The 17673-nt window shown below is 45.3% G+C and carries 14 protein-coding genes; 1 reads left to right on the top strand and 13 read right to left on the bottom strand.

Features of this window, described 5'->3' with window-relative positions; translation table 11 throughout:
* Window positions 1–199: 199 nt before the first annotated feature.
* The 13 genes from C1N53_RS04565 to C1N53_RS04505 all read right to left on the bottom strand — a co-directional run bounded on the left by C1N53_RS04565 (window position 200) and on the right by C1N53_RS04505 (window position 16177).
* Window positions 200–1210 (bottom strand): hypothetical protein, encoded by a 1011-nt coding sequence (locus C1N53_RS04565; RefSeq protein WP_137758197.1) that lies wholly within the window; start codon window positions 1208–1210, stop codon window positions 200–202.
* 1 nt (window position 1211) lies between these two features.
* A complete protein-coding gene (locus C1N53_RS04560) occupies window positions 1212–2945 on the bottom strand; it encodes a glycosyltransferase family 39 protein (RefSeq protein ID WP_137758196.1) in 1734 nt (577 codons plus the stop codon).
* A gap of 172 nt (window positions 2946–3117) precedes the next feature.
* Window positions 3118–3960: a hypothetical protein gene (locus C1N53_RS04555; protein ID WP_137758195.1), complete on the bottom strand. Its 843-nt coding sequence runs from the start codon at window positions 3958–3960 to the stop codon at window positions 3118–3120.
* A 489-nt stretch (window positions 3961–4449) separates the two neighbouring features.
* A complete protein-coding gene (locus C1N53_RS04550; protein WP_206077616.1) occupies window positions 4450–5190 on the bottom strand; it encodes a (Fe-S)-binding protein in 741 nt (246 codons plus the stop codon).
* Between the two features lie 2 nt (window positions 5191–5192).
* Window positions 5193–6038: a hydroxymethylglutaryl-CoA lyase gene (locus C1N53_RS04545; RefSeq protein WP_137758194.1), complete on the bottom strand. Its 846-nt coding sequence runs from the start codon at window positions 6036–6038 to the stop codon at window positions 5193–5195.
* Between the two features lie 183 nt (window positions 6039–6221).
* On the bottom strand, window positions 6222–6566 hold the full coding sequence (gene rplT / locus C1N53_RS04540) for a 50S ribosomal protein L20 (protein WP_137758193.1): 345 nt from the start codon (window positions 6564–6566) through the stop codon (window positions 6222–6224).
* A 95-nt stretch (window positions 6567–6661) separates the two neighbouring features.
* The gene (gene rpmI / locus C1N53_RS04535; protein ID WP_137758192.1) at window positions 6662–6856 is read right to left on the bottom strand and encodes a 50S ribosomal protein L35; all 195 of its coding nucleotides are present in this window, start codon (window positions 6854–6856) and stop codon (window positions 6662–6664) included.
* A gap of 23 nt (window positions 6857–6879) precedes the next feature.
* Complete coding sequence (gene infC / locus C1N53_RS04530) at window positions 6880–7404, bottom strand: translation initiation factor IF-3 (protein WP_137758191.1); 525 nt, start codon at window positions 7402–7404, stop codon at window positions 6880–6882.
* A gap of 120 nt (window positions 7405–7524) precedes the next feature.
* Window positions 7525–9462: a threonine--tRNA ligase gene (gene thrS, locus C1N53_RS04525; RefSeq protein ID WP_137758190.1), complete on the bottom strand. Its 1938-nt coding sequence runs from the start codon at window positions 9460–9462 to the stop codon at window positions 7525–7527.
* Between the two features lie 22 nt (window positions 9463–9484).
* Entirely contained in the window at window positions 9485–10498 is a 1014-nt protein-coding gene (locus C1N53_RS04520) for a lipopolysaccharide assembly protein LapB (protein ID WP_168193958.1), read from the bottom strand.
* A gap of 220 nt (window positions 10499–10718) precedes the next feature.
* Window positions 10719–11468, bottom strand: a complete 750-nt coding sequence (locus C1N53_RS04515) for a hypothetical protein (protein WP_240773385.1) — start codon at window positions 11466–11468, stop codon at window positions 10719–10721.
* Between the two features lie 103 nt (window positions 11469–11571).
* The gene (locus C1N53_RS04510; protein WP_137758187.1) at window positions 11572–14322 is read right to left on the bottom strand and encodes a DNA gyrase/topoisomerase IV subunit A; all 2751 of its coding nucleotides are present in this window, start codon (window positions 14320–14322) and stop codon (window positions 11572–11574) included.
* Window positions 14315–16177, bottom strand: coding sequence for a DNA topoisomerase IV subunit B (locus C1N53_RS04505; protein WP_137758186.1), 1863 nt, complete (start codon window positions 16175–16177; stop codon window positions 14315–14317). The genes C1N53_RS04510 and C1N53_RS04505 overlap by 8 nt, the downstream gene beginning before the upstream one ends.
* A gap of 347 nt (window positions 16178–16524) precedes the next feature.
* Here C1N53_RS04505 and C1N53_RS04500 point away from each other — a divergent pair, with 347 nt between their 5' ends.
* Complete coding sequence (locus C1N53_RS04500; protein WP_137758185.1) at window positions 16525–17658, top strand: AI-2E family transporter; 1134 nt, start codon at window positions 16525–16527, stop codon at window positions 17656–17658.
* Window positions 17659–17673 lie beyond the last annotated feature (15 nt).

Genomic DNA, 17673 nt, shown 5'->3' with positions numbered 1-17673 from the left:
AAAGTGCGAGGGATATTTGTACCTATAGTATAAGAAGCGTTTAAGATTTGCTACTAAACTTTAATCAGAGTTATACGGACACAACCTTAAAAAGGTGCTATAAATTTTACCATTGCGCAAAAGAAATGGTGATGTTGGTTCTGCCTGACAAACTGTAGCTATAAAATTTCCAATAGAGCTATGGCAAGGTAGCAATTAGTCAGTTCAGGTTCCTTATCGGCTTTTTACCGCCTATGTTATACCTTAAATTGAAAGCCTGCTGGTTATCCACTACCCCCTCCAGCATATGAAGCGATAATGTAAATCTTCCTTCTATATTTCTGAAAGAAATGGGAGTCCAGCTAAGGTCTGTTCTGTTGTAGGTTTTAGCTGTATAAAATCTGTCACCATACATGATGTTGTGCCCCTCTCCTATATAAAGCGAGTTTGTAATTCCGATTCGAAAGCGTTCTGCATGGAACTCAATCAGCATTCCTTTAGGCACTACCCATCCCGTCACGTTTCTTGTTCTTTCAAAAGACATCAGGCCGCCAACGTTTACAGTTAAAGAGTCAAACATCGTATGGTTGCTCCAGTCGAAACCCGCCTTCACAGATAAAGCGCCATTATCCTGCACATTATCTCCCGGAATGGGGATTCCGGGACCGGCATTATGAAACATCATGGCATGATGGCTCAGGAAAAATGCACCTGCTTTATAGTGTCCGGAGAAACCAAATAAAAATGTCTCCCTGTCCAGGTCTGTCTGGCGGCTTGTCCAGTCAATCCACATGGTCTGCCTGAAGCGATCGTTTTCATACTTCAGCAGCATTCCTTCTGTGTTAGGCCTAAAATAGCGTAAGGTATCGTTTAGAATTGCCCGTGGGTAATCAGTTAACAGCCCGAAACGGGGGAATACACCCATATAAAAGTCAAAGTTGTGCTCTTTATACTGGTAATAAAGCACCGGATCAATTTCAGAAAGAAATCGATGTCCGCCGAATTCATACAGGGCATTAAAACCGGCTCTTATGCTGTGCGCATTGTTTAACTGAAGACCTACTTCTGGTGAGAATCTTGCCCCAAAAATAGTTTGAGAAAATCTGCCGGACTTGGCATACTCCCTGTTATCAGCAAAGGTATGCAGGTTGGCATTCCACTCAAAATGTTGTGCGGAAACAGTAATAGCACAAGACACAATCAGGAAGAGAACTAAAAGGAAGGAACGCATTTTATTGAACATTAACTTTAATCATTTTGCTATTTCTGTTGCCCGCAAAGGGGTCCGTTCTGATAGAAAAGAACAGCTTATACTCCCCTGGCTCAGCCGGAGCTTTTACACGCACATTTACCAGTCCTGATTGCTGAGGAGCTACTATCACTCCTTCCAGGGCATTTTCTAAAAGATTTATTTCAACAATTTCACCTTTCAACATAAAACCATACTCCAGGTAACACTTCCATGTACCGGAAGCCTGGTTGCTAAAGTTTATTGCCTCCTGGTATGGATTTTTTATGCTCAAGGTAAGAATTCTTTCCTCTGCCGGGTTCCAGGCAGCAGCCACGGGTTCCACTCCTACAGCTACTTTCTGGTACAACCTGACATTTTGCAGCAAACGGCCATAATGGGTGCCTTTTGCTGTCGGAAAACTATCCTGAGCAACATCAGCTCCATGAGAATGTGGCATCACAAAATACACATCTTTATTTCTCAGGCTGTCTTCTACAGGCCAGTAATCAAATTGGTTTCTCCTGTAATAGCGCGATGTATAGCCCAGACTTTTAACGGTTCTGTTATAAAAGTTATAGTTGGAGGGTTCCTGAAAGCCCTGGTTAAAAACCACGTAGTGGTTCCCGGCCTGCCGGTGCACCTGCTTTGCCCATTCCTCTGTCCCGAAATACCCTCTCAGGGGCTTTAAGTCTTTCAAAAACGGAATTGGCACTAGAAGCACTACCCGGGCAATTACAATTAACAGGATATTGGCTATGGCCAGTTTCAGGAACCAGCCTGGGACAGTTCTGCTACTCAAATATACGTAAGCAAGCACAAACACCGGGGGAAAGGCTAATAACGTCCAGTGCGCTTCGATAGAGCCTTTAAGGGTACTTAACAAGAAGAAGATAAATATGCCTGCGAAATTGAACTTCAATGCCTTTAGCAAATAGTCATCAGCCTTTGTTTTAGCAGCAGCCCAGTATAAAAACCAACCTACCAGCGGACCTGCAATAAGTATCTGCCCTACAATAAAATCTAGTGTAAAATTGATCCGGTATGGTCTAGCCGATCTGTCGAAGAGGTGGTACTGCACCGAAGGATAATCGTGGCTAACCTGCCACCAGATGTGCGGGATGTACAGCAACACAGATACAACTACGATAAGCCAGAATGAAGGTCGCTTCAGGAGTTTGCTGTTAGATAGTATAGTAAAAAGCAGAAGCAAAATGCCATGGTATTTGCTGTAAAGCAGCAAAGCGATAACAACCGAAAGGCACAAGGCTAATTTAATAGAATCCTGCCGCGCATAACGTGCATAGAGGTAAAAAAACAAGATACTAAACAGGAGCAGTGGCGAATCCGGTGTGGTGATAAAGCCATACACATGAAACAGCAGAAAAGAGCAGAACAGCAGGATAAAAAGCACTGCATTTTGCGCATACCTGCTTACCAGCAGCCATAACAGATAAACGGAGGCTGTTGTGGTAAGTATTGTAATTAACCTTAAACCCAGTTTATTGGGAAATATGCTATCGCCTAACCAAATACTTAGCGCCACCATTGGCGGATGATCAAAGTATCCCCAATCCAGAAACCTGGAATAAATCCAATAGTACGCTTCATCCGGATGAAGCTCCATAAAAGAGGCCTGGATGATATTAACGGCCATCCATATAAGCAGAAAAGTTATAATAACAGAGCGAGCAGGCTTTTTACTTACTTTATCCAGGTATCGAAGCATCTGATTCATGTTTGCACAACATGTAAAGATAATTGAACATTATCTAACATTTGCCACAACCGGGCGCAATCAATCAGATTTTATATACAAGGACTATATAGTTTTAACACGTATAAAAGTAATTGACTTAAGAACATTCTGCCTGCTAAAAGCCCAGCTGCATTGCACCTAATAAGAGTCCCTACTCCTGCTCCACGGGTTTGTTGCTGCTAAACCAGAAAGCAATTCCAATTGAAAACCGGCTGTCGTTAAAAGTAACACCCTTGTTTCCATCTTGTGTATTGATGATTACCGGACTTGTATTTTCAGGTTTGATGGTAGATAGAGTAGCCGTTGTCTCTCCTGAAAGTTTTGCATAAAGTAAAGCGGAAGAAAACTCAGCACCAACCGAAAAAGTTTTATTCAAAAAATAGTTAAATCCTCCTAATGCCCCGACGCCGGCCGAAAAGCCAGATGGCAATACAGTGCGTAATATAGTATGCGCCACCATAGCACTTTGGCCGGTTTCATACTGAATTCTGCTCTCTGTTAAAGCAAATTCTCCATGAAGGGTTACAGGAAACTCAAAGCCAGCATAAAACTGCAGCTTATTCTGTGTAAACTTCCAGGCTACTCCGGGAGCAATGCAAACGCGTGTCTGAATACCTGTAGCAGCAAAATCGCTGTTTATGCCTTGGTCATCCGTAAAATCATAATACTCCTTCAGCGATATCCGGGTGGCTCCCAATCTTAAGCGGAGCGACGTTTCATCAGATACATTATAATAGCCTATCACTCCGGCTGAAAGAGAATTTTGCTCTAACGTATGATCATCGAGAGACCCATTATGTGAATTAAACCAACCTACTTTAATATCGTCGTAGTTCAAGCTGTTAAGTTGAAAAGCTATTCCGAATTTCTGTGGTTTATCACCGGTTATATTCTGATCAGTATTAGTTGATTCTATAATTTGCGGGTCATCCTGCGCGTAAGCAACAGGTATGAAAAGCAGGAAGCTTAGTAAAAGAAGTATATTTTTATTCATAGTTTTGCAGCGTTATCAGAGGCTCCTTTCTATCTCACAAAAGTCCAACAATGCCCTCGCTGTTGTATACTGAAACTTGCGATAAAAGTAATTGTATTTATAGAAGAAAATACCGTGTAGTTACTGCCGGATATCTATTTTGCCGCTTTTGCCCTTTTTAAGCTTTACACGTGTTTTGAAAGCCAGAACAAAAGAAATTATATGCTTAAGGCGTTCTTGCAAGGCATTACATTGATTTATAAGCTTATATAGCTACATTTCTCTTTAAAACAAAGTTGCTGGCAACGTTTAGGAAAGATTAATACAAATTGTGGATCTGATAATATGTATGAAGACAGGTACGTTTTTTTCAAAAAAAGAAGTACAATTATACATTATTCCAACCACTACCTGCTTATACTGTTTACTGTCTTATAGCCAAAGCCTCTATTATGTAAATGAAATGGCATTCCTGGTAAGGAATGCCATTTCATTTACCACAAAACAGCTTTACCAGCCGCTAGCCAATACATCGACAATATGCATAGTCCTGATAGGCTTATTCTGCTTCTTAATATATGCGTCGATGTGCATTAAACAACTAGAGTCAGTAGAAACAATATAGTCGGCCCCGGTTGCTAAAGCATTCTCTACTTTCTGTTCGGCCATAGCTGAAGAAATGGCTTCAAACTTTACCGCAAACGTACCGCCAAAGCCGCAGCAGGTTTCGTTATCTTCCATTTCCATTAGTTCCAGCCCTTCTACTCCCTGCAGCAATGCTCTTGGACCGGCTTTTATGCCACACTCTCTTAAGGCACTACAGGAATCGTGGTAAGTAGCCTTCCCAAATAAAGCTGCACCAGGAACGCTCACAATGCCGATAACGTCGGTCAGGAATTCTGTCAGCTCATATACCTTCTTTTGCATAGTGCGGTACTTCACCAGGTTCGACGATTTTACAAAAATATCCTGGTAAGCATTCCGTACCATACCTACGCAAGATGCCGAAGGAGCTACAATGTAGTGGGAGCTATCATTTGAAAAATCATCCAGAAATTTATTGGCTACTTCTCTTGCCTCATCAAAGAAGCCCGCATTAAAGGCAGGCTGTCCGCAACAGGTCTGGTTAGGATTATAGTTCACCTCACAGCCTAGCCTTTCCAGCACCTTTACCATGTTCATGGCCGTATCCGGAAAGCACTGGTCTACGAAGCAGGGAATAAATATATCAACAACAATTCTTTTTGCCATAGTTATGAAAATACAGCGCCTGCCTGAGCCATGGCTTTATCAAACGCTTCCTGATCAATATTTAAATTTAAACCGATATTACGGAAGTAATTTATCAAATTTTCTGTAGCCATGTTTCCGATCAGCTCATCATTTGCCATCGGGCAACCTCCAAATCCGCGTATTGCCCCATCAAAACGCTGACAACCTGCCTCGTAAGCTGCCTCAGCTTTTTCCAGCCAGGAACCGGGAGTTGTATGTAAATGTGCTCCGAACTCTATGTCGGGAAAGGCTGGAATCAGGTGCTTAAAGAGGTATGTGATAGTTTCGGGATTCGATACACCTATTGTGTCAGATAAGGAAATGATTTTTACGCCTGACTGGTGCAATGTCTCCGCAAACTTTACCACTGTTTCCGCATTCCAGGGATCGTTGTATGAGTTGCCAAACCCCATCGAAATGTAGGTAACCAGTATTTTTGAATGCTGCTGGCATAGCTCCTGTATGCGGTCCAGTTCCTTTATCGCTTCGGCAATGCTTTTGTTGGTATTCCTTTGCTGAAAGGTTTCGGAAACAGATAACGGGAAACCCAGGTACGTAATTTGCTCATGGCTTACGGCTTCCTCTGCCCCCCTTACATTGGCAACAATGGCTAAAAGTTTTGAGGAGGTGCTTATCATATCCAGGCCGGCCAGCACCTCTGCCGTGTCCTGCATTTGTGGTATAGCCTTAGCAGAAACAAAACTACCGCAGTCAATGGTATCGAAGCCAACTTGTAAGAGCTGGTTTAAATAAGCGATTTTGGTTTGTGTAGGAATGAACTGCTTCAGCCCCTGCATCGCATCGCGCGGGCACTCGATTATTTTCATAAAGAATGTTCAGATCTGTGCTATACCATGGCCTTGTTACCAAATATACTGATAAATTTTATAGCCATCCAGCTGAGGCAGGTATACTTTAAAAAGTGAATTTGGTTTTAGGAAGCCGTGGCAACTATAAAACAAAAAAGGCTTAGCAGTAGCTAAGCCTTTCCGGAGATATTATCTAGTAAATTACTTTACTTTATTGATGATGCTTGTGAAAGCTTCCGGGTGATTCATCGCCAGGTCAGCAAGCACTTTGCGGTTCAGGTCGATGTTAGCCTTTTTAAGGGCACCCATTAGCTGAGAATAAGACATGCCATGCTCACGAGCACCTGCATTGATACGCTGAATCCAAAGTGCGCGGAAATCTCTTTTCTTAGCTTTTCTGTCGCGGTAAGCATACGTTAAACCTTTTTCAACTGCGTTTTTCGCAACGGTCCATACGTTCTTGCGACGGCCAAAGTAACCTTTGGCCATTTTCATCATTTTTTTTCTTCTGTGTCGTGCTGCAACGACATTTACCGATCTAGGCATTTTTTTAAAGTTTTAGCGGCTGGTGATCTTTCCGATCTTCCTTAAACCAGACACTTGGTTCGTACTAATTGATTAACCTTTCTAATTCTCCGGAATTAGATTTGAAGCATCAGTTTCACTCTGTCCATATCAGCTGAGCTAACAAGGCCAGTGTGAGTCAAATTACGCTTCTGCTTTGTCGTTTTCTTGGTCAGGATGTGGCTTTTGAAAGCGTGTTTACGCTTAATTTTGCCAGTACCAGTCAAAGAAAAACGCTTCTTTGCTCCAGATTTAGTTTTAACTTTTGGCATGTGTATATAATTAATAAAACAAATTACTTTTTAGCTGGAGTTGTTACCTTAGGAGAAAGAATAAGAAACATTCTCTTTCCTTCCAGTTTAGGCAGCTGCTCTACTTTAGCGACATCTTCCAGGGCCTGAGCGAATTTAAGCAACAGGATTTCTCCTCTTTCCTTAAACACGATGGTTCTGCCCACGAAATGTACATACGATTTAATCTTAAACCCGCTTTCCAGGAAAGATTTCGCATGCTTCAGTTTAAACTCAAAGTCGTGGTCATCGGTATTAGGGCCGAAACGGATCTCCTTGATCACCACCTTCTGAGCTTTCGCCTTCATCTCCCGCGTCTTTTTCTTCTGCTCGTACTTGAATTTCGAGTAGTCGATAATACGGCATACAGGAGGATTCGCAGTAGGTGAAATCTCTACTAGGTCCAGGTTTTGCTCGTTTGCCATTTGCTGAGCAACTCTCAGCGGATAAACGCCCTGTTCTACGTTTTCGCCAACTACCCTTACTTCTCTGGCAGTTATTTTATCATTTACTCTGTACGGCTCTTCCACCTTTCCGCGTGGGGTGAAGCGCTTGTTACTAGGTGCAGCTATAGTTTTACCTCCTTAAATTAATTTTTACATTCAGGCTGCGAATATCGCAAATAATCTATCAAGAAAAAAATATTTATCTTAATTGTTGATCATCTCGGCAATTTTGCCCTTAAACATGCCGATAAACTCTTCAACTGGCATAGAGCCCAGGTCGCCTTCCCCGTGCCTTCGCACAGAAACCGCGTTGTTTTCCTGCTCCTTCTCACCTACAATGAGCATGTAAGGCACTTTACGCACCTCTGCATCACGGATTTTACGCCCGATCTTCTCATCGCGGTTGTCTACAAAGCCACGGATGTCTTCTTCCTCCAGCCTGGCCTGAACCTGCTGTGCAAACTCCTGGTACTTTTCAGAAATCGGCAGAATAGCAAACTGCTCCGGACTCAGCCACAGTGGGAAGTTACCGCCACAGTGCTCTATCAGTACCGCCACGAACCGCTCCAGGGAGCCAAACGGGGCCCGGTGGATCATAACAGGGCGGGCTTTGCTGTTATCTGCCGTTGTGTATTCCAGCTGGAAGCGTTCAGGTAACTGATAATCAACCTGAATAGTTCCCAGCTGCCATCTGCGGCCCAGCGCATCCTTCACCATAAAGTCGAGCTTAGGTCCGTAAAACGCAGCCTCACCCAATTCTGTTACAGTACGAAGTCCTTTCTCGGTGGCAGCTTCGATAATGGCTTGCTCTGCTTTATCCCAGGCTTCATCGCCACCAATGTACTTTTCCTTCTTCTCCGGGTCCCGCAACGAAATCTGCGCAGTATAATCTTCGAAGCCCAGTGCCTTGAACACATACAGCACCAGGTCAATTACTTTCGTAAACTCTTCCTTTACCTGGTCCGGCCGACAGAAGATGTGTGCATCGTCCTGGGTAAAGCCACGAACACGTGTTAAACCATGCAACTCGCCGCTTTGCTCGTAACGGTATACGGTGCCAAACTCAGCCAGTCGCACCGGCAGCTCTTTATAGGAGCGCGGGCGTGTTTTATAAATCTCGCAGTGGTGCGGACAGTTCATCGGCTTCAGGAAGAACTCCTCCCCTTCGTTTGGCGTTTTGATCGGCTGGAACGAATCTGCGCCATACTTGGCATAGTGGCCGGAGGTAACATATAGCTCTTTGCTGCCAATGTGAGGCGTAACCACCGGCTGATAGCCTGCTTTTGTTTGCGCCTTACGCAGGAACTGCTCTAATCGCTCTCGCAGCAAAGTGCCTTTTGGCAACCAGAGCGGTAAACCCAGACCTACTTTCTCTGAAAAAGCAAACAATTCCAGCTCTCTGCCCAGTTTACGGTGATCTCTTTTCTTGGCCTCTTCCAATCGCTCCAGGTACTCTGTCAGCTCTTTTTGCTTCGGGAAGGTAATGCCGTAAATACGGGTAAGCTGCTTTCTGCTTTCATCGCCACGCCAGTAGGCACCGGCCACGTTCATCAGTTTGGCAGCCTTTATAAAGCCTGTATTAGGCAAATGGGGCCCGCGGCAAAGGTCTACAAAGTTACCCTGCTCATAGAAGGTAATAGTGCCGTCTTCCAGATCTTTAATCAGATCCAGTTTATATTCATCTCCCTTTTTAGTGAAATAATCTATGGCTTCAGCCTTAGACACTTCTCTTCGGGTAAATTCACTTTTGTTGCGTGCCAGTTCCAGCATTTTCTGCTCCACCCTGGCAAAATCATCCTGAGAAAACGTCTGGTCACCTAAATCCACATCGTAGTAAAATCCATTCTCCACAGGAGGACCGATACCGAATTTAACGCCCGGATAGAGTGCTTCCAGAGCTTCAGCCAGTAAGTGTGCAGAAGAATGCCAGAACGCATTCTTTCCTAAATCATCGTTCCAGGTAAGCAACTGCACCCTCGCATCTTCCTCAATCGGACGGGAAATGTCCCATACGGTATCGTTTACTTTGGCAGCTAACACGTTTCGGGCCAGGCCCTCACTTATGCTCGACGCGATCTCCAGGCTGGTTACACCCTTCGGATACTGGCGAACAGAGCCATCTGGTAGTGTGATATTAATCATGCTATAGTTTTATCTGACTATTTTAGTTTATGCCTCTGTACACAGCAGTGCTATCGGTACGAGGCCTTTCTATTTTATACTTTAAACGTTCAATGGTTTGGTATACATACGTATACGTTGGCTCTGCTGCCAGTAAGCGCCTGTATTGTTGCAACGACTTCTGGTACTGGCCTGTCCGCTCATAACTGCTGCCCAGCGTAGACATATACTTGGGAAGCCGGCCATGCGTTCTGCCTATTTTTTCCAGATGCACAATGGCAGAATCGTTTTCGCCGCGGCCATGTAGTGCCAGCCCCAGCTGAAAATGTGCATCTGCAATGGTATCGCTTTTAGCCAGTGCCTGCCGAAAACTCCAGAAGGCACTATCCTGCTTCTGCTCTGCCTGGTAAAGCCTTCCCCGCAGGTACCATAAATAAGCATCCTCCGGACGTGCTGCCAAGGTATTGAGCAGATACGGGCGGGCATCGGCATATTCCTTTCGCCCCATGTATAGCCCTGCCAGTTCCCTTTTAGGTTCCAGAAATACCGGAGCCTGTTTTAAAGCTGATTTGTAATGTGCAAGCGCTGCAGTGCTGTCTCCTTTGGCCACCGCAATTCTACCTTTATAGTATAAAGCGTACTCATCATCGGCCGACTGCTCCATTGCCCGGTTTATATATTCTTCGGCGTGTACCAGGTCGCCTTCGTGCAGGTACAGGTCGCTTAAAAGAATATACAGCGCAGGATTCTGGTAAGAGTTGCGCTCCGCCTGCTTTGCCAGCCGCAAGGCCTCCTGGTGTTTATCCATGATGCGCAGCACCTGAGCCTTCACAAATAAACCTGTCGGGTCATTTTTAGCGAGTCTCAGCCCTTCATTCACATCTTCCAGCGCACTGGCAGCATCTCCGCTTCTCAGGTATACAATGGCTCGCCGCACGTATAAGCTCCCGTCGCGCTTCGACCGTTCGATAGCCTGGTTCAGGTTTGTAAGTTGCACCTGTGGGTTATCCTGTACTTTTTCCAGGTTTACCAGTTGCTCCCGATTGTTCTCCTCCATACGGCAACCCGTAAACGCAACGGAACCAGTCAGGAGCAGCAAAAAGAAAAATCGCCTCATCATTGGTCTCTCATTTCCGGCCTATACCTCGCTTACAGGCGCTAAATTAGCTATTCTTTACATAATTACCGCTTTTTTAAAATAGCGGGCCCGAAATATTAACAAAAAAGCCCGCTTCCGTCGGGGAGCAGGCTCTCAATTTTTTTTTACTTTAGGCAACCTACTTTAGTTGCTCCTGCAGCATTAATTTACAGCGCCTGCTTAGCTCTAACTCCTCTTTCGTTTCCAACTCAAGGGTAAGCGCCTGCTCCAGTGTACTGATACAATCCTGCTTCTTTTTCAGATCCTTATATATAGTAGCCAAATCGAAGTAGTACTGGATGTTTGCCGGATTATACTGTATCGCAAGTTTCATCGACTCCACTGCCCGTATATTGCTGGCGTCGCCACAAACACCGCCAAAAAATAGTTTAGCCGCCGCTTCTTCTGCAAAATTCAGATTTGCCATTTTGTAATGCCATCGACCAAGCAAATGCCACGCAGCCGCATGCCCGTGATTACTCACTACAGCAGCATCAGCAAAAGACTTAATCTGGTTGGTTAAGGACAATCGTTGTTTAGGTCCTGCTACTTTGGCGATGTAAGCCAGTGAGTTTGCCATGGCAAAGTTAGCTTCTGCATCGAAAGGGTGTAATTCATAAGCTTGCTCCGCATAGCTTTTCGCCTTCGAAAAATATTCCATCTTCCGGGTATCGTCGCTAAACCTGTCTCCTATCCGTACATGTAAGATGCTGGCTTTGCACAAAGCCACGTAGTTGTCGGGCTCCATTTTCAGCACCTGCTCATAAAGCGAAAGTGCCTCACTTTCCTTATAATTAACCAACAGGGTCTCTGCCTGCTTCAAAAGGGCTTCATGACCGGATGAGCCATCGGCAAAAGCAGCCGACGGCATCATTCCAATCCATAGCATTATAAATAAAATAGTGTAAAGCCTTCTCATAGATAATTACGGGTATAACAATGTAAATAACCTAAAAGACTTTTCCAAAATTTATTTTAAGAATATAACTATTTTAGAATAAGTTTAACTGCTTCTTTTTCTTCAACAGATTTTTTGGATTATTTACATCTTCTATGTCTTCTACGGCTTCTTCGAACTCAGGTTGTGCCCCGCTTGCTTTTGCAGCTTCATCTGCAAGCTCCTTTAACTCAGAGGGTACCGTAATGGGTTCTTTGCGAACAGCCGGTTTTTTAGATTTGGCTTTTTCTTCGTGAAGTACCTCTTCCTGCTTAGGCATATCAACCTCTACTATTTTATAGTAAGTCAATTTATTACCCATAGCTTTCCAGCCTTTCACATCGATAAACTCACTTAGTAAAAGCTTCTCCGCCTCTTTATCGCTCTTCCTGTCGCGCTTGAACTTAATATCTGCCAGCGGAACCGGATGCGTGGAAACAGCCTCTAAACGGGACCCCTTGCTCTCCGAGATGAATGGGAAGCGTTTGGCAATGGTAGTTGTTTCAATTTTAAAGCGCTTCACGTAGTACTGCTTGTTCTCCCCCTCATAATAGATAGCCGATACCACCAGCTCCGGATCGAACTTCTGCAATACCTTTATCTTCTCAACTGTATAGTGGTTCGCCAGATCAAAGGTGGTCTGTTCGTAGGTGCCGTCTTCGTAAATTACCAGAATCGTATCGTCGGTGTTGAACGAACCCAGGTAGCGACCCCGGCCTTCGGTATTCAAGCGGCCAATCACCTCATCGTAGAATATCTCACGACCGCCTAAAGTAGACTCTCCCAGGCTCTTCTGCACCACTTTTTTAATTGGGTATTTGGTTACTATGTTTCCGTTGGAGCCTTTGCCTTTGATCATCAGCTCGGCAAAGTCGAAATCAAAGACTTTGTTACGGGCAGAGGCATTCGGCGCCAGGGTAACAGTTACTACTTCAGACTCAGAGTTGGGATTAGCAGTGAAATAATGTACTTTAGATCCCTTCTCTCCTTTTGTTAAATCGTACTCTTTATCCCGTGTAATGGATTTCACTGAGAAACGCTTCGCAAATGAAACACCTGATTTACCATCCACATAAACCATGTTATACACCATGTGCTCGTCGTTCTTGTTGTAAACGGCAGCCATGATAATATCTTTCCCCACAAAGGTTTTGTCGGCCACTTTTGTAACAGTGAACTTTCCATCTTTTCTGAAAACAATAATGTCGTCCATATCGGAGCAGTCACACACAAACTCGTCTTTGCGCAGGCTGGTTCCGATAAAACCATCCTTGGCGTTCATGTACAGCTTCTGGTTAGCAATGGCCACCTTCTGCGCAGTAATTACATCAAAAGTTTTGATCTGGGTTTTGCGCTCACGTCCCTGGCCATACTTCTTCATCAAACCTTCAAAGTAGGAAATCGCATAGCGGATCAGGTTTGCTAAGTTATCGTCCACTTCGGCCATCTCCTCTTCCAGCTTCTTAATATATTCATCGGCTTTAAAGGAGTCGTACTTGGAGATACGCTTGATCCTGATCTCAGTCAGGCGAATAATGTCTTCTTCTGTTACCTCGCGGCGCAGCAAAGGCTTAAATGGATCCAGACCTGTGTCGATAGCATTTAAAACCGCTTCCCAGGTTTCACATTCTTCTATGTCGCGGTAGATGCGGTTCTCGATAAAGATCTTCTCCAGCGAGGAATGATGCCACTTGTCCTCCAGCTCCCCTTTGCGAATCTCCAGCTCCCGCTTCAGCAGGTCTACCGTTTTGAAAGTTGATATGCGCAGCAACTCGTCCACACTCAGGAAGTGCGGTTTTTCGTCGATGATGACACAGGTATTCGGAGAAATAGAAACCTCGCAGTCGGTGAAGGCATACAGCGCATCCATGGTCAGGTCCGGCGACACCCCCGGAGGCAGCTGCACGTGTATTTCTACATTAGCCGCTGTATTATCCACCACCTTCTTAATCTTGATCTTGTTGTTTTCGCTCGCTTTCACGATAGATTCCATCACGCCTGTGGTGGTGGTTCCGTAAGGCACATCCCGGATGATCAACAAGGTTTTATCTACCTTCTCGATAGTAGCACGCACACGGATTCTGCCGCCGCGCATACCAGAATTATAGTTCGTCACGTCCACCAGACCACCAGTCGGGAAGTCAGGCAGCAGCTCTGTCTTACGGCCTTTCAGCACATCTATAGAACCTTTGATCAGCTCCCGGAAGTTGTGCGGCATAATCTTCGTAGACAAGCCCACGGCTATACCTTCCACTCCCTGCGCCAGCAGCAGCGGGAACTTTACAGGCAAGGTTACAGGCTCGTTTTTACGGCCGTCGTAGCTCAGCTGCCATTGTGTTGTCTGCGGGTTAAATACCACGTCCAAAGCAAACTTGGAAAGGCGGGCCTCAATATAACGAGGTGCCGCAGCGCTGTCGCCTGTGCGCACATCGCCCCAGTTACCCTGCGTTTCGATCAGCAGTTCCTTCTGCCCCAGGTTCACCATGGCATCGCCAATGGAAGCATCGCCGTGAGGGTGGTACTGCATCGTTTGCCCAATAACGTTGGCCACTTTGTTAAAGCGACCATCGTCCATCTCTTTCATGGCGTGCAGGATACGGCGCTGCACCGGCTTCAGACCATCTTCGATAGCCGGCACCGCACGCTCCAGAATTACATAGGAAGCATAGTCGAGGAACCAGTTTTCGTAAAGACCGGAAACAGGCGTGACGTTATGTATAACTTCTTCTTCGCCATCAGTAAAATGGACGTCCTGCTCTTCTGCTTCGTGATGGTGCAATTCTTCGTTTAAATCGTCGTTATGCATATACTTCCTCTACTATGTCTTTTTCAATCTTCAAATTCTCTATAATGAACTGCTGGCGCTCCGGTGTATTTTTGCCCATGTAGTAGCTCAAAATCTTCTGTATCGTGGTATCCTTGTGCAGGATAACCGGCTTCAGTTTAATGTTATCGCCTATAAACTTGCCGAACTCGTCCGGCGAAATTTCGCCCAGACCTTTAAACCGGGTAATCTCCGGCTTCTTGCCCAGCTTGTTGATGGCCTCCTGCTTTTCCGTTTCGTTGTAGCAATAGATGGTTTCCTTCTTGTTGCGCACACGGAAAAGCGGTGTCTCCAGAATGTACACGTGGCCGTTGCGCACCAGGTCCGGGAAGAATTGCAGGAAGAACGTCAGCAACAGCAGGCGGATGTGCATTCCGTCCACGTCGGCATCGGTTGCAATCACTACGCGGTTGTAGCGCAGGCCTTCAAGGCCTTCTTCAATGTTCAGGGCGTGCTGCAGCAGGTTAAATTCCTCATTTTCGTACACTACCTTCTTCTTCAGGCCAAAACAGTTCAGCGGCTTACCGCGCAAGCTGAATACTGCTTCTGTATCTACATTGCGTGATTTGGTAATAGAACCACTGGCAGAGTCACCCTCTGTGATAAAGAGCGTGGAAAGCAAAGAGTTCTCATGCTTATCCTCGTTAAAGTGCAGGCGGCAGTCACGCAGCTTTCGGTTGTGCAGATTAGCTTTTTTGGCCCGCTGGTTCGCCAGCTTTTTCACGCCGGCCATATCCTTACGCTCCCGCTCGCTCTGCTCAATACGCTTCTTCAGCGCCTCGGCCGTAGCTGGGTTCTTGTGCAGGTAGTTGTCGAGGTGCTCTTTTACAAAGTCGTTGATATAGGCACGTACAGCCGGTCCGTCAGGTCCCATATCAATAGAACCCAACTTAGTTTTGGTCTGCGACTCAAATACAGGCTCCTGCACACGCAGCGAAACCGCACCTATAATAGAGGCACGTATATCAGCTGCGTCGTAATCTTTTTTATAATGCTCACGCACGGTTTTCACCACCGCTTCTCTAAAAGCAGCCAGGTGGGTACCACCCATAGTGGTATACTGCCCGTTTACAAAAGAATAGTACTCTTCGCCATAGTCGTTGCCATGCGTTAGCGCCAGTTCAATATCCTGCCCCCTCAGGTGGATGATCGGGTAGCGCATGCTTTCTTCATCGGCCTTGTTACGCAGCAGGTCCAGCAGCCCATTCTCTGAGTAGTACTTCTTACCATTAAAGTTAATGGTAAGGCCAGCGTTCAGGTATACATAGTTCCATATCTGGTTCTCCAGGTACTCCAGGTTAAACTGGAAATTCTTGAAAATGGTATCGTCCGGCGTAAAGATTGTCAGCGTACCGTTACGTTGGCTTGTTTCCTGCAATTCCAGGTCCTGCACCAATACGCCACGCTCAAACTCGGCTGCCTTCATTTGGCCGTCGCGCACCGACTGTATGCGGAAATGGCTCGACAGAGCATTCACAGCCTTGGTACCCACACCATTCAGACCTACTGATTTCTGAAAGGCTTTGCTGTCGTACTTACCACCAGTATTGATTTTGCTCACGCAGTCGATTACCTTGCCCAGTGGAATGCCACGGCCATAGTCGCGCACCTGTACCTTATGGTCTGATATCTTAATGTCAATGGTTTTACCGAATCCCATCACGTGCTCGTCGATGGAGTTGTCGATTACCTCTTTCACCAAAATGTAAATACCGTCATCGGCCGAAGAACCATCTCCCAGCTTGCCGATGTACATACCGGGGCGCAGCCTGATGTGCTCGCGCGGCTCCAGCGAACGGATACTGTCTTCGTTGTAATTATGCTCTAACTCTGCCATTATGTAAGCGTATTGTATGTGTTACCGTAGAATCGATCGGAAATATATAAAATTAAAAGAAACCGGCTGCAAGATCTTATCCATACTCACAGCTTTACGTACCTCTGATAAATTGCTAATAATTTTAGTTATCCAAAATCAAAGATAAGCAATTTTGAGTTGTTATACTAGTATAACCATTATTTTAAGGAGTCGGTTCAACAGGAAAAGATATATTCGGAATTACAGAAACTAATATTTTTAGCATAAAAATATATTAAATCAACTATATTATTAAAACAACTATTGCTTACTTTGGCACTACTATTTTTTGCTAAAACTATCAGCAAAGAAAACTTCTAAACTACATGGAAATAAAATTACCCGGTTACTTTAAATATGTGATCATATTGCTGGGACTGATCCTGCTCATCTATATACTGCAAACCTTCAAGGCAATTTTTATGCCGCTGGCTTTTGCCATGCTTTTTGCGCTGCTGCTGCTGCCCATGACCCGCGACCTGGAGAAGTGGCGTGTACCAAGAGCACTGGCTATTCTCTGCAGCCTGATTGTCGTTATTGTGGTGCTGGGGCTGGTGGTCTGGTTCCTGTCTTCGCAGCTGGTTAGCCTGACCTCCGAACTCGAAACCATTGGCAATAACTTTGATATGCTGCTGATGCGCGTGCAGGAGTTCCTGTACCAGAAGTTCGACATTCCGCCATCCAACAAAAGCGATCTGATCCGAAGCAGCATCGGCAACTTACGGGAGGTAGGCACCAGCCTGGTAGGCAGCACCATCTCTACCACTACAGGTGCCCTTACCACTGTAACCATTATCCCGATCTATATATTCTGCTTTCTTTATTACCGGAATCACCTGCAGATGTTCCTGTTTCAGTTTGTGCCGAAAGACCGCAGAAGCAGCTTAAACCATACCTTGAGCGATATACAACATGTGGTGCAGAGCTACATTACCGGGCTGATGATCGTAATCGTGATTGTATCGTTGCTTAACTCTGCCGGCTTGCTGCTGCTCAATGTAAAGTATGCCATCTTCTTTGGAGTGTTTGCCTCCATACTAACCATTATACCTTATATAGGTATCCTGATTGGTGCTATGTTACCGGCTCTTTTTACCCTGGCCACCACCGGTAACCTGATAGATGCTCTGCTGGTAATCGGCGTTTTTTCGTTTGTGCAGTTCCTGGAGGGTAATTTCATTACGCCGTTTGTGGTTGGCTCCAAGGTAAGTATAAATCCGTTCGCAGCCATTATCGCATTACTTATCGGGGGCGAGATATGGGGAGCAGCAGGTATGATTATCTCTATTCCGATGATTGCTACGCTGAAAGTGATTTTCGATGCGTATGAACCGCTTCGTCCGTTCGGGTTTCTACTGGCTGATATCGACGATGTTAAACCTAAAAAACCGGCCCGCTTCAACCGGATGTTCGACAAAATCAGGAAAAAAGCCAAAAAGGAAGGCGAGGAAAAACTATAGTTTGCTAAACTTGTT

It is taken from the genome of Pontibacter sp. SGAir0037 (genome assembly GCF_005491705.1).
In the GTDB taxonomy this organism is placed as follows: domain Bacteria; phylum Bacteroidota; class Bacteroidia; order Cytophagales; family Hymenobacteraceae; genus Pontibacter.
Note: the sequence above shows the minus strand (reverse complement) of the source record. Positions and strands in the feature narration are given on the sequence as shown.